28 protein-coding genes and 1 tRNA gene are annotated in these 20,763 nt (G+C 64.8%); 11 read left to right on the top strand and 18 right to left on the bottom strand.

The annotated features are described in order from the left end of the window. Window position 1: 1 nt before the first annotated feature. A complete protein-coding gene (locus tag VNM24_15710; protein HWQ40028.1) occupies window positions 2-1,291 on the top strand; it encodes a serine/threonine-protein kinase in 1,290 nt (429 codons plus the stop codon). Window positions 1,292-1,331: 40 nt separating this feature from the next. Here the strand turns inward: VNM24_15710 and VNM24_15705 are convergent, their stop codons facing one another. Then, window positions 1,332-2,315, bottom strand: coding sequence for a zinc-dependent alcohol dehydrogenase family protein (locus VNM24_15705; protein HWQ40027.1), 984 nt, complete (start codon window positions 2,313-2,315; stop codon window positions 1,332-1,334). Window positions 2,316-2,478: 163 nt separating this feature from the next. Between VNM24_15705 and VNM24_15700 the strand changes: the two genes are divergently transcribed. The 3 genes from VNM24_15700 to VNM24_15690 are packed head-to-tail and all read left to right on the top strand — an operon-like array spanning window position 2,479 to window position 3,432. After that, window positions 2,479-2,691, top strand: a complete 213-nt coding sequence (locus tag VNM24_15700; GenBank protein HWQ40026.1) for a hypothetical protein — start codon at window positions 2,479-2,481, stop codon at window positions 2,689-2,691. After that, window positions 2,676-3,245 carry a TMEM165/GDT1 family protein gene (locus tag VNM24_15695; GenBank protein HWQ40025.1) on the top strand — a complete coding sequence of 190 codons (570 nt, stop codon included), beginning with the start codon at window positions 2,676-2,678 and terminating at the stop codon, window positions 3,243-3,245. Before VNM24_15700 ends, VNM24_15695 begins: the two co-directional genes overlap by 16 nt. Continuing rightward, complete coding sequence (locus VNM24_15690; GenBank protein ID HWQ40024.1) at window positions 3,238-3,432, top strand: cysteine-rich CWC family protein; 195 nt, start codon at window positions 3,238-3,240, stop codon at window positions 3,430-3,432. The genes VNM24_15695 and VNM24_15690 overlap by 8 nt, the downstream gene beginning before the upstream one ends. Here the strand turns inward: VNM24_15690 and VNM24_15685 are convergent. The 11 genes from VNM24_15685 to petA form a co-directional block, all read right to left on the bottom strand. Further along, a complete protein-coding gene (locus VNM24_15685) occupies window positions 3,425-3,853 on the bottom strand; it encodes a universal stress protein (GenBank protein HWQ40023.1) in 429 nt (142 codons plus the stop codon). The genes VNM24_15690 and VNM24_15685 overlap by 8 nt on opposite strands. Window position 3,854: 1 nt before the next feature. Next, complete coding sequence (locus VNM24_15680) at window positions 3,855-4,604, bottom strand: TerC family protein (GenBank protein ID HWQ40022.1); 750 nt, start codon at window positions 4,602-4,604, stop codon at window positions 3,855-3,857. Between the two features lie 30 nt (window positions 4,605-4,634). Next, on the bottom strand, window positions 4,635-5,519 hold the full coding sequence (gene sucD, locus VNM24_15675; protein ID HWQ40021.1) for a succinate--CoA ligase subunit alpha: 885 nt from the start codon (window positions 5,517-5,519) through the stop codon (window positions 4,635-4,637). After that, window positions 5,519-6,688: an ADP-forming succinate--CoA ligase subunit beta gene (gene sucC, locus VNM24_15670; GenBank protein HWQ40020.1), complete on the bottom strand. Its 1,170-nt coding sequence runs from the start codon at window positions 6,686-6,688 to the stop codon at window positions 5,519-5,521. The genes sucD and sucC overlap by 1 nt, the downstream gene beginning before the upstream one ends. Before the next feature lie 23 nt (window positions 6,689-6,711). Then, window positions 6,712-7,059, bottom strand: a complete 348-nt coding sequence (locus tag VNM24_15665; GenBank protein HWQ40019.1) for a hypothetical protein — start codon at window positions 7,057-7,059, stop codon at window positions 6,712-6,714. Between the two features lie 53 nt (window positions 7,060-7,112). Continuing rightward, window positions 7,113-7,188, bottom strand: a tRNA-Thr gene (locus VNM24_15660). 42 nt (window positions 7,189-7,230) lie between these two features. After that, entirely contained in the window at window positions 7,231-7,650 is a 420-nt protein-coding gene (locus VNM24_15655) for a ClpXP protease specificity-enhancing factor (protein ID HWQ40018.1), read from the bottom strand. Then, window positions 7,647-8,246 (bottom strand): glutathione S-transferase N-terminal domain-containing protein, encoded by a 600-nt coding sequence (locus VNM24_15650; GenBank protein HWQ40017.1) that lies wholly within the window; start codon window positions 8,244-8,246, stop codon window positions 7,647-7,649. Before VNM24_15650 ends, VNM24_15655 begins: the two co-directional genes overlap by 4 nt. Window positions 8,247-8,260: 14 nt before the next feature. Beyond that, window positions 8,261-8,989: a cytochrome c1 gene (locus VNM24_15645; protein HWQ40016.1), complete on the bottom strand. Its 729-nt coding sequence runs from the start codon at window positions 8,987-8,989 to the stop codon at window positions 8,261-8,263. Beyond that, window positions 8,983-10,251 carry a cytochrome bc complex cytochrome b subunit gene (locus VNM24_15640; protein ID HWQ40015.1) on the bottom strand — a complete coding sequence of 423 codons (1,269 nt, stop codon included), beginning with the start codon at window positions 10,249-10,251 and terminating at the stop codon, window positions 8,983-8,985. Before VNM24_15640 ends, VNM24_15645 begins: the two co-directional genes overlap by 7 nt. A 4-nt stretch (window positions 10,252-10,255) precedes the next feature. Beyond that, window positions 10,256-10,846 carry a ubiquinol-cytochrome c reductase iron-sulfur subunit gene (gene petA / locus VNM24_15635; protein HWQ40014.1) on the bottom strand — a complete coding sequence of 197 codons (591 nt, stop codon included), beginning with the start codon at window positions 10,844-10,846 and terminating at the stop codon, window positions 10,256-10,258. A 233-nt stretch (window positions 10,847-11,079) separates the two neighbouring features. On the opposite strand from petA, the gene VNM24_15630 reads away from it, so the two are divergent. Further along, window positions 11,080-11,862: a YdcF family protein gene (locus VNM24_15630; GenBank protein ID HWQ40013.1), complete on the top strand. Its 783-nt coding sequence runs from the start codon at window positions 11,080-11,082 to the stop codon at window positions 11,860-11,862. After that, window positions 11,859-12,275: an OsmC family protein gene (locus tag VNM24_15625; protein ID HWQ40012.1), complete on the top strand. Its 417-nt coding sequence runs from the start codon at window positions 11,859-11,861 to the stop codon at window positions 12,273-12,275. The genes VNM24_15630 and VNM24_15625 overlap by 4 nt, the downstream gene beginning before the upstream one ends. 12 nt (window positions 12,276-12,287) lie before the next feature. On the opposite strand, the gene coq7 is transcribed toward VNM24_15625, so the two are convergent. From coq7 to VNM24_15600, 5 genes are all read right to left on the bottom strand, one after another. Next, the gene (gene coq7, locus VNM24_15620; GenBank protein ID HWQ40011.1) at window positions 12,288-12,926 is read right to left on the bottom strand and encodes a 2-polyprenyl-3-methyl-6-methoxy-1,4-benzoquinone monooxygenase; all 639 of its coding nucleotides are present in this window, start codon (window positions 12,924-12,926) and stop codon (window positions 12,288-12,290) included. 3 nt (window positions 12,927-12,929) lie between these two features. Further along, complete coding sequence (locus VNM24_15615; GenBank protein HWQ40010.1) at window positions 12,930-13,172, bottom strand: sulfurtransferase TusA family protein; 243 nt, start codon at window positions 13,170-13,172, stop codon at window positions 12,930-12,932. Between the two features lie 14 nt (window positions 13,173-13,186). Beyond that, window positions 13,187-13,549: a rhodanese-like domain-containing protein gene (locus tag VNM24_15610; protein HWQ40009.1), complete on the bottom strand. Its 363-nt coding sequence runs from the start codon at window positions 13,547-13,549 to the stop codon at window positions 13,187-13,189. 12 nt (window positions 13,550-13,561) lie between these two features. Next, window positions 13,562-14,857: a serine/threonine-protein kinase gene (locus VNM24_15605; protein ID HWQ40008.1), complete on the bottom strand. Its 1,296-nt coding sequence runs from the start codon at window positions 14,855-14,857 to the stop codon at window positions 13,562-13,564. 102 nt (window positions 14,858-14,959) lie between these two features. After that, entirely contained in the window at window positions 14,960-16,387 is a 1,428-nt protein-coding gene (locus VNM24_15600; protein HWQ40007.1) for a M48 family metalloprotease, read from the bottom strand. Window positions 16,388-16,457: 70 nt separating this feature from the next. On the opposite strand from VNM24_15600, the gene moaC reads away from it, so the two are divergent. The 5 genes from moaC to soxA are packed head-to-tail and all read left to right on the top strand — an operon-like array spanning window position 16,458 to window position 18,988. After that, window positions 16,458-16,946, top strand: coding sequence for a cyclic pyranopterin monophosphate synthase MoaC (moaC, locus tag VNM24_15595; GenBank protein HWQ40006.1), 489 nt, complete (start codon window positions 16,458-16,460; stop codon window positions 16,944-16,946). Window positions 16,947-16,981: 35 nt separating this feature from the next. Further along, entirely contained in the window at window positions 16,982-17,356 is a 375-nt protein-coding gene (soxX, locus tag VNM24_15590) for a sulfur oxidation c-type cytochrome SoxX (protein ID HWQ40005.1), read from the top strand. Next, the gene (gene soxY / locus VNM24_15585) at window positions 17,353-17,820 is read left to right on the top strand and encodes a thiosulfate oxidation carrier protein SoxY (GenBank protein HWQ40004.1); all 468 of its coding nucleotides are present in this window, start codon (window positions 17,353-17,355) and stop codon (window positions 17,818-17,820) included. The genes soxX and soxY overlap by 4 nt, the downstream gene beginning before the upstream one ends. Window positions 17,821-17,837: 17 nt before the next feature. Then, complete coding sequence (gene soxZ, locus VNM24_15580; protein HWQ40003.1) at window positions 17,838-18,152, top strand: thiosulfate oxidation carrier complex protein SoxZ; 315 nt, start codon at window positions 17,838-17,840, stop codon at window positions 18,150-18,152. A gap of 5 nt (window positions 18,153-18,157) precedes the next feature. Next, entirely contained in the window at window positions 18,158-18,988 is an 831-nt protein-coding gene (gene soxA, locus VNM24_15575; GenBank protein HWQ40002.1) for a sulfur oxidation c-type cytochrome SoxA, read from the top strand. Between the two features lie 51 nt (window positions 18,989-19,039). Here the strand turns inward: soxA and VNM24_15570 are convergent, their stop codons facing one another. After that, the gene (locus VNM24_15570) at window positions 19,040-20,521 is read right to left on the bottom strand and encodes an O-antigen ligase family protein (GenBank protein HWQ40001.1); all 1,482 of its coding nucleotides are present in this window, start codon (window positions 20,519-20,521) and stop codon (window positions 19,040-19,042) included. Window positions 20,522-20,763 lie beyond the last annotated feature (242 nt).

Here is a 20,763-nt window from a genome sequence, read left to right as displayed (position 1 = left end):
GATGAGCGAGGCCCTTCCCGCCCGCATCGGCAAGTATCCCGTCGTCAGGGAACTCGCCCGGGGAGCTACCTCGCGCGTGTACCTCGGACGCGATCCCTTCGCCAACCGCGACGTGGCGATCAAGGTCGTCCGCGCGGAACCGGAAGCCGACACCGATACGCGCCGGCGCTTCGACCGGGCGTTCCTCAACGAGGCGGCCTTGGTGGGCAGGCTGATGCATCCGCACATCATGCAGATCTACGACGCGGATGCCACCGACGAGTACAGCTACATCGTCATGGAGTACGTCGAGGGCCCCACGCTCGAACACTACTGCGACATCTCGCGCCTGATGCCGATCGAGCGCGTCGTCGAAATCGCCTTCAAATGCAGCCTGGCGCTGGATTTCGCGCAACGCCACGGAGTGATTCATCGGGACATCAAGCCGGCCAACATCCTGCTCGGGCCGGGCAACGAGATCAAGATCAGCGATTTCGGCGCGGCCAAGCTCGACTCGGCCGAGCACACCCTGCTGCAGGGAATCGGGTCGCCGGCCTACATGTCGCCCGAGCAGGTGCTGGAAAGAGAGCTGACACCGCAGACCGACATCTACTCGCTGGGCGTGGTGATGTACCAGCTGCTCACCGGCAGGCTGCCGTTCGTGGCCTCGAACAAGGCCAGCCTTCTGTACCAGATCGTGCACATCGACGCGGCGCCCCCTTCGCTGCACCGGGCGGATCTTCCCCCCGCACTGGATGACATGGTGAGGAAGGCGATGGCTAAGGACCTGAAGCAGCGCTTCCAGTCCTGGGCCGAATTCTCCCGTGCGCTGACCCGGACCTACCGTCATCTCGAGCTGCCGGCCGATGCGATCGGCGAGACCGAGAAGTTCAACACAATCAGGTCGCTCGCTTTCTTCCGCGACCTGCGCGACATCGAGATCTGGGAGATCCTTCGCCTCGGCGCATGGCGGCGGCATCCACCGGAGAAGACGGTCATCACCGAAGGCGATGTCGGCGAGAGTTTCTACGTGATCGTCGAAGGCGAATGCCGGGTCACCAAGGCCGGCAAGCTGCTCGACACGCTGCGCAGCGGAGATTGTTTCGGGGAGCTGCTCTACTTCGAGGAGACGCGGGCGCGCCGGGTGACCACCATCACCGCCTCCAGCGGCCTCACCGTCATCGAGATCAAGGCGCAGGCGGTGCGGCAGGCTTCCGATGGACTGCAGAAGCAGATCAACAAGGCTTTCCTGCGCATCCTGATCGACCGGCTGACCTGGGCCAACAGCCGGTTGTCCGCCAGGAACGACTGACGCCTGCGCGGCGCTTCGATGCAAGCGCACCGGCGCTCCCCTACGGAATCAGGACGAAAGCGCCGCGGACCTCGCCGCGCCGCAGCCTGCTCAATGCTTCGTTGGCCTGTACAAGCGGCAGAGGCTCGATTTCCGTGTGCACGCCTGCGCGCGGTGCAATGCGCAGAAACGCCTCGCCGTCCGCGCGTGTGAGATTCGCCACCGAAGCCAGATCCCGTTCACCCCACAGGATATCGTAGGGAAACGCGGGGATCTCGCTCATGTGGATGCCGGCACAGATCACTCGACCCCCTTTCGCCGTAGCACGCAGCGCCGCCGGCACCAGCGCTCCGACAGGAGCGAAAATGATTGCGGCATCGAGCGGTTCCGGGGGGTGCTGCGCCGAATCGCCCGCCCATGCCGCGCCCAGCTCGCGGGCGAATTGCTGAGCAGCGCGGTCGCCGGGACGGGTGAACGCGTACACCTCCCTGCCCTCGTGGCGGGCCAGTTGCGCCACGATGTGCGCCGCCGCACCGAACCCGTAGATCCCGAGGCGCCGGGCGTCGCCCGCCTTGGCGAGCGCTCGGTACCCGATCAGTCCGGCACACAGCAGTGGTGCGGCATGCAGATCGTCGAACTGCGCTGGTAGGGGGAAACAGTAACGGGCATCCGCAAGCGCATACTCGGCGTAGCCGCCTTCGATGTGAAATCCGGTGAACCGTGCATGGTCGCACAGGTTTTCCTGCCCGCGCCTGCAGTAGCGGCAACTCCCGCAGCTCCAGCCCAGCCACGGCACGCCAACGCGATCGCCCTCGCGGAAGCGCTCCACGCCCGCGCCCACGGCCGCCACCGTCCCGACGATTTCGTGACCCGGGATCATGGGCAGCGTGCCCCCGGTCAGCTCGCCGTCGACCAGGTGCAGGTCGGTGCGGCATACGCCACAGGCGCGCACCCTGACCAGGACCTGACCAACGCCCGGCTCCGGAACGGCACGTTCCAGCCGCTCGAGCGGCTGTCCCGGGCATCTCAGCTGCATACCGTACATCATCTCTCGAACTCCAAATGGTACTCGTGTCTCCCCGCCGGCAAGACAAGGCTACAATGCACGCCCTTGGCCGCTGCGGGCCGAAGCGTTTCTTGCCACCTCCGTACAGGCATCATTGTCAGGCGCGTTGCCCCGCCTCCACCCGCGCTCGCCATCTCAGCCGATGTTTGTCCTGAGCGACCACGTGAAAGCCTTCCTGACCTCGACCGTGCTGGTCGGCGTGGCCGAGATCGGCGAAAACACGCCGCGCAGCCGCATCGCGCGCGAGCGGCTTGTTTGGGCGCAGGCTAACGCTTGCGCAGCCAGCGTTACGCCGAAGCCACAAGACCCCGGTCTTGGCGCCGCCCAGGGATCGACCACATGGAAGCCTTCCTGACCTCGACCGTGCTGGTCGGCGTGGCCGAGATCGGCGACAAGACCCAGCTCCTCTCCTTTGTCCTCTCCGCGCGGCTGCGCCGTCCCTGGCCGATCCTGAGCGGCATCCTGTGCGCGACGCTGCTCAATCACGCGCTTGCCGCCTGGGCCGGGGCACTGATCGCCCAGTGGCTGCCGCCGTTCGCGCTCGCCTGGCTCGTGGGGCTGTCGTTCATCGCCTTCGGTCTCTGGGCCCTGCGCCCGGATACGCAAAGCGATGCACCGACGCTGCAGGGTGCAGGCGCTTTCTCGACCGCCTTCGTGGCCTTCTTCCTCGTCGAGATGGGCGACAAGACCCAGCTCGCCACCGTTGCACTTGCCGCACGCTTCGACGCGTTGATGGCGGTGGTGGTCGGCACCACCCTGGGCATGATCATCGCCAACGCACCCGCGGTGTGGCTCGGCGAGCACCTGGCGCACAAGATCCCGATGCGCTCGGTGCGAATCCTCGCCTCGATCCTGTTTGTCGCGCTCGGCTCGCTCACCCTTCTGAGCGGCGCCCTCTCGCATGGCTGAAACCAGCGAACAGGACCGGTGCGCGCAGTGCGGCCGCGAATTCCGTTGCGGGATGCACGGCTTGCACCCCTGCTGGTGCGCCACGGGCTTTGCGCCCCTCGCGCAAGCAGACCCGAATCTCCCCGGGTGTCTCTGCCCCGAGTGTCTGGCACGCAGGCTCGCCGCGGCGCGCGGCGCGATTACTTGACGAGCAAGACCGGAACCGGGGAAAGATGGATGACCTTGGCTGCCACCGAGCCGAGCAGCGCACCGGTGAAAGCGCCTCGACCATGGGTTCCCATGACGACGAGATCGCAACCCAAGCGCTTCGCGAACTCGGCGATCGTGGCACCGAGCTCTCCCACGCCAATGTGGTGCCGATAGGCAAGACCGGCCTGATCCAGCTCGTCGCGGGCCTGCTTCAGCACCGCCAAGGCTTCGTCGCGATAGTAGTCGTTGAGCTGACTCTGCGAAATGAACATCTTCACGGCGCCAGAAGCGACCGGAAGCTGAACGTTGAGCACATGGATTTCGGGAGCGTCCCGGTACCAGTCCCTGTGTGCAATCACATGGCGCACGGCGCGCAGCGAGTTCTCCGAGCCGTCCACCGGCAACAGGATCTTGAGCATGCTACCCCTCCGTGTTCTGCGACTCGCTTTCCGCGAGATCAACGATCTTCTTCTCGGGGACGGGCCGGCGCGCGGCGATCCCCTTGGCGACCACGACGACGAGCAGCGCACCGGCCGCCGGCGCCGCCCACGACAGCCAGGCTTTGTACGGCTCCAACGGACTCTTCACCAGGGGATCACTGATGGCCATGGAAGCAGCGATCCAGCCGAGCAATGCGCCACCCAGCAGGATGATTGCCGGGTAGCGATCCATCAGCCGAAGGATCAACTGGCTGGCCCAGACCATGAGCGGGATGGAAAGGGCCAGACCGAAGATGAGCAGAAACAGGCTGCCTCGCGCGGCCGCAGCCACCGCCAGCACATTGTCCAGACTCATGACGAAATCGGCGACGATGATGGTGCGGATCGCCCCCAGCAGGTTTGACGCGGGCGCGATTTCGTGCCCGTTGTCCTCGTCGTCCGGCAGCAGGAGCTTGACGCCGATCCAGAACAGCAGCGCGGCGCCGACCAGCTTGACATAGGGCAGCGCAAGCAAGCTCACCGCGAAGAAGGTCAGCGTCACCCGCAACGCGATCGCCCCGCCCACGCCCCAGAATACGCCGAGCCTGCGCTGCCTCTCGGGCAGGTTGCGGCAGGCCAGCGCGATGACCACCGCGTTGTCGCCCGACAGTACGATGTCGACGAGGATGATCTGGGCCACGGCGATCCAGAACTGCGGATTGCCCGGGTCGAACGTCAAGGGTTCGTGCATGGCAGGAGTCAGGCGCGCACCACGGTTGGCTCAGCGCAGCACGGATTTCAGCACTTTTCCCATCTCCGCCGGATTGCGCGTGACCTTGATGCCGCATTCCTCCATGACGGCGAGCTTCTCCGCGGCAGTGCCCTTGCCACCGGAGATAATGGCTCCGGCGTGGCCCATACGCTTGCCGGGAGGCGCCGTGACGCCCGCGATGAACCCCACGATCGGCTTGCGCATGTGGTCCTTGGCCCAGCGCGCGGCGGTCTCTTCGTCCGAGCCGCCGATCTCGCCGATCATGATGACCGCTTCGGTGGCCGGATCCTCGTTGAAGAGCTTGAGCACATCGAGGTGCTTCAAGCCATTCACCGGGTCTCCGCCGATACCGACCGCGGTGGACTGACCGAGACCGACCTCGGTGATCTGCGCCACCGCCTCATAGGTGAGCGTGCCCGAGCGCGACACCACGCCGATCGAGCCCCGGCGGTGAATGTGACCGGGCATGATGCCGATCTTGATCTCCTCGGGCGTGATGAGGCCCGGGCAATTCGGGCCGACCAGCAGCGTCTTGCGATCCTGCTTTCTCATGCGGTCGCGCACCTCGATCATGTCGCGCACCGGGATGCCCTCGGTGATGCACACAACGAGGTCCAGATCGGCTTCGACCGCCTCCCAGATCGCTCCCGCAGCGGCCGCCGGTGGAACATAGATCACCGACGCCGTCGCCCCGGTGGCGGCTCTTGCCTCCCGCACCGTGGCAAAGATCGGAATGCCCTCGAAGCTCTGTCCCGCCTTGCCGGGATTGACGCCGGCGACGAAGCAGCGCTTTCCGTTGGCGTACTCCCGACAGGCGCGCGTGTGGAACTGCCCGGTCTTACCGGTGATGCCCTGGGTGATGACCCGCGTGTCCTTGCCGACCAGGATCGCCATCAACGCGCGCCTCCGGCCGCGGCCACCACCTTGCGGGCCGCTTCAGCCATGTTGTCGGCGGAGATGATCGGCAGCCCGGACCGCGCCAGGATCGCCCTGCCCAGATCTTCGTTCGTGCCTTTCATGCGCACGACCAGCGGAACGGAAAGCTTGACCTGGTGCGCCGCTTCGACGATGCCGGCGGCGATCACGTCGCATTTCATGATGCCTCCGAAGATGTTGACCAGAATCGCGCGCAGTCGCGCGTTGCGCAGCATGATCTTGAACGCTTCGGTCACCTTCTCGGTGGTCGCGCCGCCCCCTACGTCCAGAAAGTTGGCAGGCTCGCCGCCGAAGAGTTTGATCGCGTCCATGGTCGCCATGGCCAGTCCCGCGCCGTTGACCAGGCAGCCAATATCGCCGTCGAGCGAGACATACGACAAGCCGTGCCGCGAGGCCTCGACCTCCAGCGGGTCTTCTTCGTCGAAATCGCGCAAAGCCTCGATCTCCGGATGGCGAAAGAGCGCGTTGTCGTCGAAGTTCATCTTCGCGTCTAGCGCGACCAGCGCCCCCGATGCGGTGAGGACCAACGGGTTGATTTCGGCGAGCGATGCATCGGTATCCCAGAACGCCCGATAAAGCGCCTTGAAGATGGCGCGGGCCGAGGCGAGCGAGGCGGTCGGCACGCCGATCTTCAATGCCAGGCCCTCGGCTTCCGCATCCGTCAGTCCGCTCTGCGGGTCACAGCAGACCTTGTGGATCTTGTCCGGCGCCTGGGCGGCCACCTGCTCGATGTCCACGCCGCCTTCGGAGGAGGCCATCACGCAAACGCGCTGCGACACGCGATCGACCACGATCCCGAGGTAGAACTCCTTTCGGATGTCGGCACCTTCTTCCACGAGCAGCCTGCGCACCGTTTGCCCATCGGGCCCGGTCTGGTGCGTCACGAGCCGCATTCCGAGCAGGGCCGAAGCGTGGGACCGGACTTCTTCGACCGACCGGGCGATCCTCACTCCCCCGCCCTTGCCGCGGCCGCCGGCATGGATCTGCGCCTTGACGACCCAGATCGCCCCGCCAAGCCGTGCGGCTGCGCTGACCGCTTCCTCGACAGAGAAACAGGGAAACCCGCGAGGTGTGGCCACGCCGAAACCGCGCAAGACTTCCTTGGCCTGATATTCGTGAATCTTCATGTTCCGGGCGAGCTCGGTCCGTTTCAGTTCCTGCGCGGCCTGCGCCTCGCCTCGCTCTCCTGGTAGATCCTGCGCAGGTGCTGCGCTTCCTGCTCATAGCGGCGCCGGGCTTCTTCCAGTTCGGCCTGGGCCGCCAGCAGGTCTTCGGTCGCGCTGTCGGCCGCGATCTTGCTTTCCTCGTAGCGTCGCTGCGCTTCGGTGAGCTGCCGGTAGGCCGTCTTTTCCCTGCGTTCCAGCTCCTGCACTTTGCGTTGCGCCGCTTCCATGCGGCCGCGCGCGTACTGCGTGCGTGCCTGAGCCTGCTCCAACGTCACGGGAGGCTCGCTGTTCTGCGCCACGGCCCCGGCCGTCCAGCCGAGGCAGACGACCATCAGCACGAACGCGGTGAGGGCGCGAAGGGACTTCGCGGCCGCAAGCGGCGGGATGGTGCCGGCAGCAGGAATCGAACCCGCGACCTGATGATTACAAATCAACTGCTCTACCAACTGAGCTATGCCGGCTCGCACTGGATTATAGGCGCGCACCGATCCGGGACAAGGCCGCTACTTGATGATCTGGAGCTTGGGCCGGCCGCCGGCAGGCGGTGTCCGATCGCCTCCGGATACATCCGGGCGCAGCGGTGGCTTGCCCGTCCCTGCGCTCTGAGTCGCCGGGACCGGCTGGAAGGCCAGTCCCTGCCCCGTCTCCTTGGCGAAGATTCCGCTCACTGCGGACACGGGGATCGACAGCTCGCGCGAGACGCCCGCGAAGCGCGCCGAGAACTGGATCAGGTCGTTGCCGATCTTGAGATTGCGCGTGGCGTCCGGACCGATGTTGAGTACGATTTCGCCGTTGCGCACGTACTCCTTGGGCACGCGCGTGTGCTCATCGACCCGCACCGCGATGTAGGGCGTGTAACCGTTGTCGCAGCACCATTCGTGGATCGCGCGGATCAGATAGGGGGTGGTCGACGTGGCCTTCACTTGCGCATCACCTTTTCCGACGGTGTCAGGGCTTCGATGAAAGCCGGACGGGAGAACAGACGCTCGGCGTATTTCATGAGCGGCGCGGCCTGCTTGGGCAGCTGGATGCCGTAGAAGTCCAGGCGCCAGAGCAGCGGCGCGATCGCCACGTCGAGCATCGAGTACTCCTCGCCCAGCATGTACTTCTGCTTGGTGAAGACCGGCGCGATCTGCGTCAGGTTGTCGCGGATGATCTGGCGCGCCTTGTCCGCCTGCTTCTGGGTGCCGCTTTCGATGGCATCCACGTGGGAGAACAGCTCGTTTTCGAACCGGAACAGAAACAGCCGCGCCCGCGCGCGCATCACCGGATCAGCCGGCATGAGCTGCGGGTGGGGAAAGCGATCGTCGATGTACTCGTTGATGATGTTCGATTCGTAGAGAATCAGATCGCGCTCCACCAGCACCGGGGTGCGGTTGTAGGGGTTCATGACCGCCAGATCTTCCGGCTTGTTGTGGAGGTCGATGTCGATGATCTGGAAATCCATGCCCTTCTCGTAGAGCACGATGCGGCAGCGCTGGCTGAACGGGCAGGTGGTGCCGGAATACAGGGTCATCATGGCAGTCGTCTCGTCTAGTACACGTCTTTCCAGTATTCGCGCTTGAGCAGCCAGGTCAGCACGAACAGGCCGGCCAGGAAGAACAGCACGACGATGCCAGCCTGAACCCGCGTGGCGCGCGCCGGTTCGCCCATGTACACCAGGTAGTTCACGAGGTCGCGCACCAGCGCATCGTACTGGGCCGCACCGAGCGTGCCGGGCGTCTCCATCACCAGGCGTACCTCCTCGACCCTGCGGCCTTGGTGCGCGGTAGTGCTCGCTTCGCGGCGCTGGGTGCCCTGCAGCTCCCAAAGGACATGCGGCATCCCGACGTTCGGAAAGACGAGATTGTTCCAGCCGGTCGGCCGCGACTCGTCACGGTAGAAGGTGCGCAGATACGTATAGAGCCAGTCGGCCCCTCGAGCGCGGGCGATCACCGAGAGATCCGGCGGTTCCACCCCGAACCAGGCCTTCGCATCGGCCCTGCGCATCGCCACGGTCATCGTATCGCCGACCTTCTCCGACGCGAACAGCAGGTTGTCCCTGATCTGCTGTTCGCTCAGTCCCAGGTCGGTCAACCGGTTGTAGCGCATGTACGCCGCGGAATGGCAGTTGAGGCAATAGTTCACGAAGACGCGCGCTCCGCGCTGGATCGATATCGCGTCGGTCGGATCGATGTTGGCCGACTGCAGCTTCACGTCGCCTTCGGCGGCCAGGACCGCGGCTGGAAGCAGTAGAACCAGGAGAACGGACAGTCTCACCATCTCACCCTCTGCGGTTCCGGCTTGGTGGGGTCGATCTTGGTGTACCAGGGCATCAACACGAAGAACAGGAAATAGACCACGGTGAAGATGCGAGCCACCACCGTGGCGCGTTCGGCACCTCCCAGCCAGGAGCCGAACTGGCCCCATACGTTGGTCGGCACCGTGCCGAGGTAGCCCAGCACCACGAACGCGACGATAAACAGCGCCAGCGCGGTCTTGTAGATCGGGCCGCGGTAGCGGATTGATTTCACCGGGCTGCGGTCGAGCCACGGCAGCAGGAACAGGATCAGCACCGACAGGCCCATCGCCAGCACGCCGGGGAACTGCGATCCAAACATCGGCGGCACGGCGCGCAGGATCGAGTAGAAGGGCGTGAAGTACCACACCGGCGCGATATGCGGCGGCGTCTTAAGCGGGTCCGCGGGAATGAAGTTGTTGTGCTCGAGGAAGTAGCCGCCCATCTCGGGCGCGAAGAACATGACGAGCGAGAACACGATGAGAAAGGCCACGACCCCCATGATGTCCTTCACCGTGTAGTAAGGATGGAACGGGATCCCGTCCAGCGGCCGGCCGGAAGCGTCCGTGTGCTTCTTGATCTCGATGCCGTCCGGATTGTTCGATCCGACTTCATGCAGGGCGATGATGTGCGCGAAGACCAGCGCAAGAAGCACCAGGGGAATCGCGATCACGTGAAAGGCGAAGAAGCGGTTCAGCGTGGCGTCCGACACGACGTAGTCGCCCCTGATCCACACGGCGAGATCGGGCCCGATCCACGGGATCGCGGCGAACAGGTTCACGATCACCTGCGCGCCCCAGTAGGACATCTGACCCCATGGCAGCAGGTAACCGAAGAACGCTTCGGCCATGAGCGTGAGATAGATCAGCATGCCGATGATCCACAGGAGCTCGCGCGGCTTGCGATACGAGCCGTACAACAGCCCGCGCAGCATGTGCAGGTAGACCACGACAAAGAACATGGAGGCACCGGTCGAGTGCATGTAGCGGATCAGCCACCCCCAGGGCACGTCGCGCATGATGTACTCGACCGAACCGAAGGCTTGGTTCGCGTCCGGCTTGTAGTGCATCGTGAGAAAAATGCCGGTCAGGATCTGCAGCACCAGCACGACCAGCGCGAGCGAGCCGAAGAAGTACCAGAAATTGAAGTTCTTCGGCGCGTAGTACTCGGACAGATGCTGTTTCCAGGTCGAAGTGAGCGGGAAGCGCTCGTCCACCCAGCCGATGAAGCTCTGCAGCCGGTTCATTCGTTCATGCTCCACTGGCTTCCGCGCCGATCAGCAGGCGCGTGTCGGAGAGGTAGGTATGCGGCGGGACCCTCAGGTTGGTGGGCGCCGGCACGCCCTTGTAGACGCGACCGGCGAGGTCGAACTTGGAGCCGTGGCAGGGACAGAAGAATCCGCCGGGCCAGTCGACCCCGAGCCCGCTGGCTTCCCCCGGTTGCAGCTTCTGCGACGGCGAGCAGCCGAGGTGGGTGCAGATTCCCACGAGCACCAAATACTCCGGCTTGATCGAGCGGAACGCGTTCTTCGCGTAGTCGGGCTGCATGGGCATCCTGGATCGGGGATCCGCCAGTTCAGCGTCAACCTGCGGGAGGACCTCGAGCATTTGCGGTGTGCGGTGCAGAATCCAGACTGGCTGGCCCCGCCACTCCACGGTCACCATCATTCCGGGCTCGATTTTGGAGAGGTCGACCTCGACCGGCGCGCCGGCAGCGCGTGCCCGCGCACTGGGCGCCATGCTGAGGGCGAAAGGCGCCGCCGCGCCTACGCCGGCCACTGTGCCGGCCACGGTGGTCGCGATGAGCAGCGTGCGCCGCTTGCGCAGTTGGATTTCCGACATTTCCTCGACTTCCCGGGTGGCAAAAGTCGGCAATTTTACATGAGGCGCTTGGGGCCTTTACAGGCACTGCGAACTAAGCAATTGATCGGACAATCAAAAATGCTTGAAGTCAGTTGTCACTCCGCTTTCCGGGCGATGATCCGTCAAGCCCCGCCTGATGCCGCCGGAAAATCCGGAAGGAAAGCTTGCCGTAACCTTCGTTCGAGCCCTTCGCAAGCGAACCCCTGAGCCCGATGGACCCGATTCTGGTAAGGACGCTTTCAACTTGCCTGCTGCCGCCGTTGAACTTCCTTCTGCTCGCTGCCGCAGGCGTGGTCCTGTCCTTCAGGCATCGCAGGCTGGGCCTGCTCCTGCTGTTCGTCGGCCTTGGCAGCCTCTATGCCTGCTCCGCCTTCGGCATCGCGGGGGCGTTGCTGGGGCGTTTTGAGCGCGTGTTCGCTCCCCCGCCATTGGCGGAGTTGCGCCGCGGCGAGGTCATCGTAGTGCTCGGGGCCGGAACTTACTTCGCGGCGCCCGAATACGGCGAGGATACGGTGAGCCGTTTCACCCTGGAGCGACTGCGCTGGGCGGCACGCCTGCATCGCGTCACGGGCCTCCCGGTACTGGCCTCGGGCGGGCGGGCGTTCGATACGGCGACGCCCGAAGCACAGCAGATGGCCAAGGCGCTGCGGGAGGACTTTCAGGTGCGTGTGCGCTGGCTCGAAGAACGGTCGCGAAACACCCTGGAGTCGGCCCGCAACACCGGCAAGCTGCTCGCGCCGCTGCGGGTGCGTCGCGTGCTGCTCGTCACACACGCGGCGCACATGCGCCGGGCGCGCCTGGCTTTCGAAAGGGCCGGGTTGGAGGTGATTGCGGCGCCCACCGGCTTTACCAGACCCGGACCGGCGGGCTTGCTGAACTACCTGCCGAGCACCGAAGGGATGCTTGCGGCGAGAGTGCTGTTTCATGAAGTGATCGGGCTCGGCTGGTACCATCTGCGGCTGGCAGCCGGCGCCCCGGACGAGGATCAGCGGTGAAGGTCAGAGTGAAATGGATCGAAAACGTCGCTTTCATGGGCGAGACCGAGAGCGGGCATGCGTTCGTGATGGACGGCTCCGCCGAGGGAGGCGGTCGGAACCTGGGGCCGCGGCCGATGGAGGTCGTTTTGACCGGCACCGGCGGCTGCACGGCCTACGACGTGGTCACCATCCTCAGAAAAGCCCGGCAGGATGTGCGCGACTGCCACGTCGAGCTCGATGCCGAGCGCGCACCGACCGACCCGAAGGTTTTCACCAGAATACACATGCACTTCGTGGTGAAGGGGCGTAACGTCAGCCCGCAGCACGTAGAGCGGGCCATCCGGCTCTCCGCGGAGAAGTACTGCTCGGCCTCGATCATGCTGGGAAAGACGGCCCGGATCACGCACGACTTCGAGATCGTCGAGGCGTAGTATCGTAACGCGCTAGATCCAGTACGTCGTTCCGGTCATCAGACGCGAGGCCAGGCGCATGGCCAGCCGCACGGGCGCGGGCAGCTCCGCCCCGCCGTAGGCCAGGGCAGTCGCGGCGTGTCTGGCTTCGTCCACCTTCATCTGTTCCAGGATCGCCCGGCTTTTCCGGTCGGCCTCCGGAAAGGAGGAAAGATGACCTTGCAGGTGCCCCTCGACCTGGCGTTCGGTTTCCCGCAAAAAGCCGAGGTTCCAGCGATCGCCCAGGAAACCAGCAGCCGCGCCCAAGGCGAACGCCCCGCCGTAAAACAGCGGATTGAGCAGGCTCAGTCGCCCGCCGAGTTCGGAAACGCGGGCTGCCGTCCAGGCCAGATGATCCGCCTCCTCGCGGGCCGCCTGGTTCATGACCTCCCGCACCGCCTCGCTGCGCGCTGTGAGCGCCTGACCCTCGTAGAGGGCCTGGGCGCAGACTTCCCCCGTGTGATTGACACGCATCAGCGCCGCGGCTCGGCGCCGCTCGGCTTGCGCCAGCGGCGCCTCCGGCAGTTCGCTGCCAGGGGCCGGACGGGCGGAGACCGCCGGGGCACACAGCGTTCGCAGCATTCTGTCGAAGCGCATGATGATCCGGTCCGCATCCAGAGACAGCAGTGCCATGCGCTACTTCTTTCTGAGCAGGAACAGGAATTCGCCGTTGTTCTCGCTGGACTCCAGCAGGGCGTGACCGGTCTGCTTGCAGAACGCCTGGAAATCACGCACCGAACCGGGATCCGTGGCAAGGACCTTGAGGATTTGCCCGGCAGCCATGTCGTTGAGCGCCTTCTTGGTGCGCAGGATCGGCAGCGGGCAGTTCAAGCCCCGGGTGTCCAGTTCCCGGTCGGCGACGACTTGATCGCTGTGCATGGCGCGGGAGAACGTCAGGATTGCTCCGGCTGAGTGACCGGCAGTCCGCTGCGCAGCCAGGCCAGGAGCCCGCCCGAAAGGTTATAGACACGGCGCCACCCCTTGGCGGCCAGAAAGGACCCGGCCTGCAGCGACCGGGCGCCGGACTGGCAGTAGAAGACCACCGGGCGATCGCGGGGGATTTCCTCATAGCGCGCCGGCAGCACGTGCAACGGGATGTGACGCGCGCCAGCGATGATTCCCCGCGAGACCTCCTGGTCGGTGCGCACGTCCACCAGTTCGATCTGCCCTTCACGCCGGAGCGCGTCAAGAGCACTGATGTCGATGTTTTCCACTGCGCTCATGGTTCCAGAGGCCGCCACGCTGCGGCGGATCATATACCAGACCGCTCAGAAGATACTGATCCTCCTGTCGAGGAGAAGTTGCGACAGCCGGGTATTGGCTGCTTCGAGGCGCGAAACCAGCAGATCCAGAAAAGCCGCGTTGAAGGCGTGCCGGCAGCTTTCGGTCGCCTGGGCCAGTGCCTCGGCGCGAATCTCGATCGCCGTGACGTCCTGCACTGCGATCACGCTGGCCGTGCGGTGCTGCTCGCGTCGGCCGAGATAGGCCATTTCGCCGAAGCACTCGCCCGCCTTCAGGATGTTGAGCAGCTTGCCCTGTTTGGTTACGCGCACTTCGCCGGCCGCGAGCACGAAGAACGAAGAGCCCGCATCGCCTTCCCTGATGACAAGGCTGCCGTTCGCAAAGCGCACCCAGTCGGCGATGCGCAGTACCTGCCACAGGTCCACGTCCGAGAACGCCTGAAAAAAAGACAGGCGGCGCAGCACGCTGAACTTCTCCGCCTCCGGGATCGGATCTTCCGGTCGCTGCAGATCCTCGAACACGCCGGCCAGCGCCTGAGCGAAATCGTCCCATGTGGCGTAGCGCCGTGCGCGATCCTTCTGCAGCGCACGCCGAACGATGGCATCGACCGCCGCCGGCAGGCCGGCGCGGTGTGTGCTGGGCGGCGGTGGATCGACGTTGATGATCTGGTTGACGATGCTGTACCCGGTGCTGCCCTTGAAAGGCAGATGCCCGGTCAACAGCTGATACATCACCACACCGAGCGAAAACATGTCGGAACGATGATCGAGCGGCTCTTCCTTCAACTGTTCGGGAGACATGTAGGCGGGCGAGCCGATGCCCGAAATCTGCGTGGTGTCGGCGGTGATCGTGAGGGCCGCGCCGAAGTCGGTGATCTTGATGTCGGAATCGCCGGTGAGCAGGATGTTCGCCGGCTTGATGTCCCGATGGATGATGCCGTGCTGGTGGGCATAGTCCAGGGCCTTGCAGCACTTGAAGGCGATCTCGATGACCCGCTTGATCTCGAGCAACGATTCCGGCTTGATGCAGGGCTCGAGGGTTCCTCCAGCGACATATTCCATCACCAGATAGCTGCCTTCCTCGTCGGCGACCGCGTCGTAGATCGCGGCGATGTGGGGATGGGACAGCTTCCCGGCCAGGGAGGCTTCGGTCAGAAACAGCTTCTGGTATTTGCGGCCCTGTTGCTGGTCGCGCAGGATTTCCGGGCGCACGAGCTTGATCGCCACCTCGCGGTTGGCAAACGGATCCCTGGCCAGATAGACCGCGCTGGTCGCGCCCTTGCCGAGTTCGCGAACGATGTCGTATTTGCCGATCTTGGTCATGGGCACGGCATGGGCCCTGGTACCTGGGGGATCTCGGCCTATGATAGGAAAAACAATGCACTGAAGCGAGGTTTTTCAGTGAATTGAGAACTAGAGGGGCGGCTAGTCGCGACGCCGAGCTTCGGCGTCCAGCTCCTTGAGTTCCTTGAGGCGCGCTTCGACGCTCGACTGCTGATAGAAATCTCCATCGCCGGCCGAGCGCGCGATATGCAACTGTTCGATCGCGGCGGCCAGGTTGCCGCGCAAGGCATAGGCTTCGGCCTGTGCGCGATGGCGCAGGAGCTTCTTCCCGAGTTGCGCATAGGCACGCGCCTGCAGTTCGTAGAGCTGCGGGTCGGCCGGATTTTTCTCGACCTGCCGCGCCAGGAAATCCACGGCCTGCTGCGCTCTGCCCAGCTCGATCAGCGCCGCCCCGTATCCGTACGCCAGCGCGCGCCGCGCGGGACCCGCCACCAGCGCTCGACGGTAGGTCTCCAGCCCCTGGTCCGCAGCGCCGCGCTTGATGTGCGCCTGGGCGATGAGTCCCATGATCAGGGCATCGGTCCCCGCCAGTGCTTCGAGGCGCTGCAGCTCGGCCGTGGCTGTTGCACCGTTGCCCGCTTGCAGCAGGGCAAAGACCAGACCGTAGCGAGCGGCGGCTTCGTTGGCGAACTTGCGCTCGCGCAACTGTGCACGGAAGCTCTCGGCCGCTTCACGCGGGTTGGACTGCAGCACCGTCAGTCTGGCGCGGATCAGATGAAACTCGAGGCCGTCCGGCACCTGCCGGAAAGGAATCGCCTGCGTGCGATTCTGCACGTCGGCGATGCGCTCGAAAGTGAGCGGGTGCGTGCGCAGATAGGAGGGCGCGCCGCCTTCGTACAGGCGCGACGAACGCTGCAGGCGCTCGAGAAACCGCGGCATCGCATGGGCGTCGAAGCCCGAGGCCTGCACGATCTGCAGTCCGATGCGATCGGCCTCGCGCTCGTGGTCGCGGCTGTAGTTGAGCTGCGTCTGAATGGCGGCCGCCTGCGCGGTGGCAATGGCCGCTTGCGACAACTGGGCATTGGAACGGGCGGCCAGAATGGCCACGGCGAGCGCCGCCATGGAGGCCAGACCGCTGCGCTGTTGCGCCGCCAGCATGCGCGCGATGTGCTTCTGTGTCACGTGCGCGATTTCGTGGCCGAGCACCGAGGCCAGCTCGGATTCGCTCTGGGCGCCTAGTACCAGCCCGGTGTGAACCCCGATGAACCCGCCCGGCAAGGCGAAGGCGTTGATGCTGCCGTCCGCGACGGCGAAGAACTCGAAGTGCCCGCCGGGGTCCGGGCTGTTGGCGACCAGCGACTGGCCGATACCGTTCAGATAATCTGCCACCTCCGCGTCATCCAGATAAGCCGGGCTGGACCGGATCTGGCGCATGATGCTCTCGCCGAGCGCACGCTCCTGGGCCGCCGAGAGCGTGCTTTGCGAAGCATCGCCCAGATCGGGCAGCTCGTTCGCCGCAGCCGCTCCCGCCGAGAATGCGGCGCAAACGAGAAAGTGACGAAAGTTCATGGTGCTATGATAGCGACCCGCAGCGCCTGGTTCCTCTGCGCCGCAACGCCGACTGGGAAGGATTGCAGGTGTGTCAAAGCTGACTCATTTCGATACGGAAGGTCGAGCTCACATGGTCGACGTGGGTGCAAAGCCGCAGACGCACCGCGTCGCGATCGCTTCGGGGCGTATCGTCATGCTGCCCGCCACGCTCGACCAGATCGCGCAAGGCACCGCGGCCAAGGGCGACGTGCTCGGAGTCGCACGGGTGGCGGCCATCCAGGCATCGAAGCGCGCCTGGGAACTCATTCCGCTGTGTCATCCGGTCTCGCTCACCCACATCGCAGTGGAGTTCGAGATCGATCGAGCGGCGAACGCGGTGCGTTGCACTGCCACAGCCGAAACGATGGGGAGAACCGGCGTCGAAATGGAAGCGCTCACCGCGGTGAGCGCAGGCCTGTTGACGATCTACGACATGTGCAAAGCCGTGGACCGTGGAATGCGCATCGAAGGAATTCGTCTGCTGGAAAAGCGCGGGGGCAAGTCCGGGCTTTGGCAAGCCGCGGATCGGGGTGCCTGACGAAACCAGGGCCGTACCGGGATTGTCTGACCGGCGTGAACGGCTTTCGTAGATCACTGCGGGGTGTTCTTATCGCGTGTCTGCTCTCGGGAACGGCCGCACCCACGTACGCAGGCGCCTCGCTCCAGGAACGCATCGAGCAGGGGCGCCAGCTCGCGCACGACTTCAACAAAGGCAACTGTCTCGCCTGCCATATGGCACCCCGGGACAAGAGCGCGGTAACTCTGGCCAATATCGCCCCGCCCCTCGTCATGATGCGAGAGCGTTTTCCGGACCGTGAGGCGCTGCGCCGCCAGATCTGGGATCCGATGGAACGCAATCCGAATACCGTAATGCCTCCGTTCGGCAAGCACCGCATCCTGACCGAAGAGGAGATCGAGCTGGTGATCGACTACCTGTACACGCTATGAGCGTTGTCCCGTTGTCCGTTTCCCGCCGCGTTGCCTTGCGCACCTTGTTGCTGCTCTCGACGGTTGTGGCCGCTCCATGGCGGGTACTGGCAGCTCAGTGGAACAAAGCCGCGTTCGAAGCCAGAGTGCTTGCGGACGCGCTCGAGCGGCTGGGCGCCACAACGGCACCAGAATCCGATCAGATCGATTTCAAGGCGCCCGAAATCGCCGAGAACGGGGCGATCGTTCCGATCGAAGTCAGAAGTCGAGTTCCCGGCACGCGGTCGATTCACGTGCTGGTCGAGAAGAATCAGTTCCCGCTCGCAGCGAGCTTCGAGTTCCTGGAGGGCGCCGAGCCTTTCATCGCAACCCGGATCAAGATGAGCGAGTCGGCCAGGGTGACGGTGCTGGTAAATGCCGATGGAAAGTATTTCAGCGCCGCGCGAGACGTCAAGGTGACCATCGGCGGCTGCGGCGTGTCCTGAGATCGCGGGAGAGCGACATGGCCGAACCGATGCGCATCCGGGTAACCCTGCAGGGCGAAATCGCCGACGTGAAGGTGCTCATCTTCCACCCGATGGAGACCGGACTGCGCAAGGATCCCGTGACCGGGCAGACCGTGCCGGCGCACTTCATCAAGACCATCGTCGCCACCCACAACGGCAAGCCCGTGTTGCAGGCGCAATGGAGCCAGGCCGTGTCGCGCAATCCCTTTCTGAATTTCAGGGTGCGCGGAGCCAAGGCCGGCGACCGGATCGCACTTTCCTGGGAAGACGACCGGGGGGAAACGGCAACGATCGAGACCGAAGTCCGTTAACCCCGATGCGGCACGTCCTGGCAGCGCTTGCGTTCCTCGTGTCCTTGCTGGCAGCCGGCGGCGCCTGCGCTTCGGCAGAGTCAGACCGTCAGGCGCTGCTCGCCTACTTCAGAGAACGCTTCCCGGACATCCCGCTGGAACAGTACGTCCATGGCGCGTTGATGCTGAGCGCGGACGCCAAGGCGCAGTACGACAGCATCATGGAGTTTCCTCCGTTTCAACCCGACATCGACCGCGGCCGCAGGATCTGGGAGGCGCGGTTCAAGAACGGGAAGAGTTTCGCGGATTGCTTCCCGAACGGCGGCCGCGCCGTCGCCGGCAAGTATCCCTACTTCGACCCGCGCCTCGGCAAGGTCGTGACCTTCGAAATGGCGCTCAATTTCTGCCTGCGAGACAACGGTGAGTCGCAGTTCGACTACGGCGACCGCAACACGATGGGGGTGCTCACCGCCTACGCACGCACCTTGTCCGACGGAATGCCCATGGACATTCGGGTCGAGGGGAAGGCAGCGAGAGAAAAATACGAGGCCGGGAAGGCTCTCTACTACCGCAGGATCGGTCAGATGAACGTGGCCTGCGCGTCCTGCCACGTAACCCACGCCGGCCGCTATTTCCGCGACGAGCTGATCTCCCCGGTGATCGGCCAGGCCGTGCATTTCCCGGTGTTTCGCGGCGGCGAGCATCTGTTCACGCTGCACATGCGGTATCAGCGCTGCATGGAGGCCGTGCGCGCCGTCCCCTTCCCCGCCGGCAGCGAGGAGCTGAACAATCTCGAATACTTCCATTCGTACTTGAGCAACGGACTGCCGCTCAAGGCCTCCGTGTACCGCAAGTAGCGTCGGTCGACCACACGGAACACGCCTTCCGCGCCACGGGTGTGCGCAGCGCTACCAGGCATCGAACCGGCCGTATTGCCAGAAGTTCGGTGCCCGCAACTGCGGGGGATAGGGCATGTCGCGTATGACGTGCAGATACTCCAAGGCAAGGATGGCGGTAACGGCTGCACAGAGCAACGCCACTCCCGCGAGGGTTGTCGTAAGCGCCCGGCTCGGCACCGCAGGTTCCACCGAGCGCATTCGCTGCGATCGCCCGACGAGCCAGCCGGCCAGCACGACCAGAAGAACCTGGCTGTGCGGCATTGTCAGATTTCCGCTGAAAAGCGAGTCGGTGAGTCCCATGACCAATGCGGCACTCAGCGTTGCGGTCGTGGTATCGAGCTTGTGCGCCGAGCCTTGCCTGACGCGGCGCAGGGCGAAGACGACCAGTGCCACGCCCAGGCCGAGTCCAGCGCCGCCGGCGACGAGCCCGTACTCCGCGAGCAACTGCAGCGGGGTGTTATGAGGGTGCGCTGCGGGGGTGTCGGAATAGTGGAAGCCGAATTGTCCCGGGCCAACGCCCATCACCGGGTGATCCCCGATCAACTGGATCGCACGGCGGGCGAGCAGCTTCCTTTCTTCGCTGCTTTCCCCGCTGCGCTCCAGCAGGGAATTCTTCGCCGGAATGGGCGTCGCACTGGGCTGGGAGAGAACCAGCGTCGCGAAAAGCGCGTAGATCAGTCCACCGCTCAGCACCGGCAGCAGATTGGCGCGCAGCCATGGCAGACGACCCTGGCGCAGCAACAGCGGAACCACACACGTTGCGGCGCCGAAGCCGACCCAGACCGCGCGCGTGCCCACCATGAACTGCAGGCTCCAGAAGCCGGCAGCAATCAGGTAGACGGCCAGCCGCGCGCCGCGGCGCAAAGGCAGCACGGTCGCGGCGAGCGGAATGATCAGGAGCGCATAGGCCTGGTACTGGCTGAAGAAGCGGACGTTCGCAAAGTCGAGGAACGGGCTCACCCAGGAAAATGCCCGTCCCTCGAAAGCATGCAGGGCGAAGGTTGTCCAGAATTCGAGGAGCACGAGCGCCGCGCCCGCCAAGAGCGAGGTGCACAGCAGGGCTTCGATGGCCGGGAAGGCGCGCACCGCCATGCAGACCAGGAAGAACGACGCCAGCAACAGTCCGGTCAACGCGACGTGCAGCGCTCCGAGCTGGGACACGGGGGACAGCACCGCGCTCAGGGCAGCTCCGCCAAGGAACACGGCGATCAGAGTCTGAACGGGTCTGGCGAGTGCAATCCAGGACGAAGCGATCGCTGAACGAGCCGCGGCCAGGATCAGGGCAGCCGATGCACCGACGAGCACGAAGAGCTGCAGCAGGCGTGCGTTGTCATACATCCGAGGCGCCATTGCCGGGGCCCAGGCAGGTGAGACGAACAGATACAAGCCGAGCAGCAGCCCGATGTACAAGCAGGGAATCACCAAGGCGGCACCCTCAGCGCCCCATTTGAGCACGGGAGGAAGGTCGAGTGACCGGCCGAGTATGTCCATGTGCTGGGTATCCACCAAAAAAAGGAGGGTGCCATCGGGCACCCTCCTGCTGACCGACCGGAGCCGAACGCTGCTCCGATCCCGTTGTCCTTATGCGCCCATCAGCTCGGGCTTTCGGCGAACGTACCGGTCGCTGTAAGTCCGCCTTGCCGGCAAGAACCAGGCAGGTACTTGGAGATGTCCGGGGTCTGGCCGGCTTGCGGGCCGCAGTCCCAGCGGGCGATCGCATCACCGGCCTCCGG

This window comes from Burkholderiales bacterium (assembly GCA_035560005.1).
Taxonomy (GTDB): domain Bacteria; phylum Pseudomonadota; class Gammaproteobacteria; order Burkholderiales; family Eutrophovitaceae; genus DASRFY01.
This window is presented reverse-complemented; position numbering and strand designations above follow the sequence as displayed.

Coding starts and splice junctions, on each gene's coding strand:
- VNM24_15710 (HWQ40028.1), top strand. CDS start 2: ATGAGCGAGGCCCTTCCCGCCCGCATCGGCAAGTATCCCGTCGTCAGG.
- VNM24_15705 (HWQ40027.1), bottom strand. CDS start 2,315: ATGTACGGTATGCAGCTGAGATGCCCGGGACAGCCGCTCGAGCGGCTG.
- VNM24_15700 (HWQ40026.1), top strand. CDS start 2,479: ATGTTTGTCCTGAGCGACCACGTGAAAGCCTTCCTGACCTCGACCGTG.
- VNM24_15695 (HWQ40025.1), top strand. CDS start 2,676: ATGGAAGCCTTCCTGACCTCGACCGTGCTGGTCGGCGTGGCCGAGATC.
- VNM24_15690 (HWQ40024.1), top strand. CDS start 3,238: ATGGCTGAAACCAGCGAACAGGACCGGTGCGCGCAGTGCGGCCGCGAA.
- VNM24_15685 (HWQ40023.1), bottom strand. CDS start 3,853: ATGCTCAAGATCCTGTTGCCGGTGGACGGCTCGGAGAACTCGCTGCGC.
- VNM24_15680 (HWQ40022.1), bottom strand. CDS start 4,604: ATGCACGAACCCTTGACGTTCGACCCGGGCAATCCGCAGTTCTGGATC.
- sucD (HWQ40021.1), bottom strand. CDS start 5,519: ATGGCGATCCTGGTCGGCAAGGACACGCGGGTCATCACCCAGGGCATC.
- sucC (HWQ40020.1), bottom strand. CDS start 6,688: ATGAAGATTCACGAATATCAGGCCAAGGAAGTCTTGCGCGGTTTCGGC.
- VNM24_15665 (HWQ40019.1), bottom strand. CDS start 7,059: ATGGTCGTCTGCCTCGGCTGGACGGCCGGGGCCGTGGCGCAGAACAGC.
- VNM24_15650 (HWQ40017.1), bottom strand. CDS start 8,246: ATGATGACCCTGTATTCCGGCACCACCTGCCCGTTCAGCCAGCGCTGC.
- VNM24_15645 (HWQ40016.1), bottom strand. CDS start 8,989: ATGGTGAGACTGTCCGTTCTCCTGGTTCTACTGCTTCCAGCCGCGGTC.
- VNM24_15640 (HWQ40015.1), bottom strand. CDS start 10,251: ATGAACCGGCTGCAGAGCTTCATCGGCTGGGTGGACGAGCGCTTCCCG.
- petA (HWQ40014.1), bottom strand. CDS start 10,846: ATGTCGGAAATCCAACTGCGCAAGCGGCGCACGCTGCTCATCGCGACC.
- VNM24_15630 (HWQ40013.1), top strand. CDS start 11,080: ATGGACCCGATTCTGGTAAGGACGCTTTCAACTTGCCTGCTGCCGCCG.
- coq7 (HWQ40011.1), bottom strand. CDS start 12,926: ATGGCACTGCTGTCTCTGGATGCGGACCGGATCATCATGCGCTTCGAC.
- VNM24_15615 (HWQ40010.1), bottom strand. CDS start 13,172: ATGCACAGCGATCAAGTCGTCGCCGACCGGGAACTGGACACCCGGGGC.
- VNM24_15610 (HWQ40009.1), bottom strand. CDS start 13,549: ATGATCCGCCGCAGCGTGGCGGCCTCTGGAACCATGAGCGCAGTGGAA.
- VNM24_15605 (HWQ40008.1), bottom strand. CDS start 14,857: ATGACCAAGATCGGCAAATACGACATCGTTCGCGAACTCGGCAAGGGC.
- VNM24_15600 (HWQ40007.1), bottom strand. CDS start 16,387: ATGAACTTTCGTCACTTTCTCGTTTGCGCCGCATTCTCGGCGGGAGCG.
- soxY (HWQ40004.1), top strand. CDS start 17,353: ATGAGCGTTGTCCCGTTGTCCGTTTCCCGCCGCGTTGCCTTGCGCACC.
- soxZ (HWQ40003.1), top strand. CDS start 17,838: ATGGCCGAACCGATGCGCATCCGGGTAACCCTGCAGGGCGAAATCGCC.
- soxA (HWQ40002.1), top strand. CDS start 18,158: ATGCGGCACGTCCTGGCAGCGCTTGCGTTCCTCGTGTCCTTGCTGGCA.
- VNM24_15570 (HWQ40001.1), bottom strand. CDS start 20,521: ATGGACATACTCGGCCGGTCACTCGACCTTCCTCCCGTGCTCAAATGG.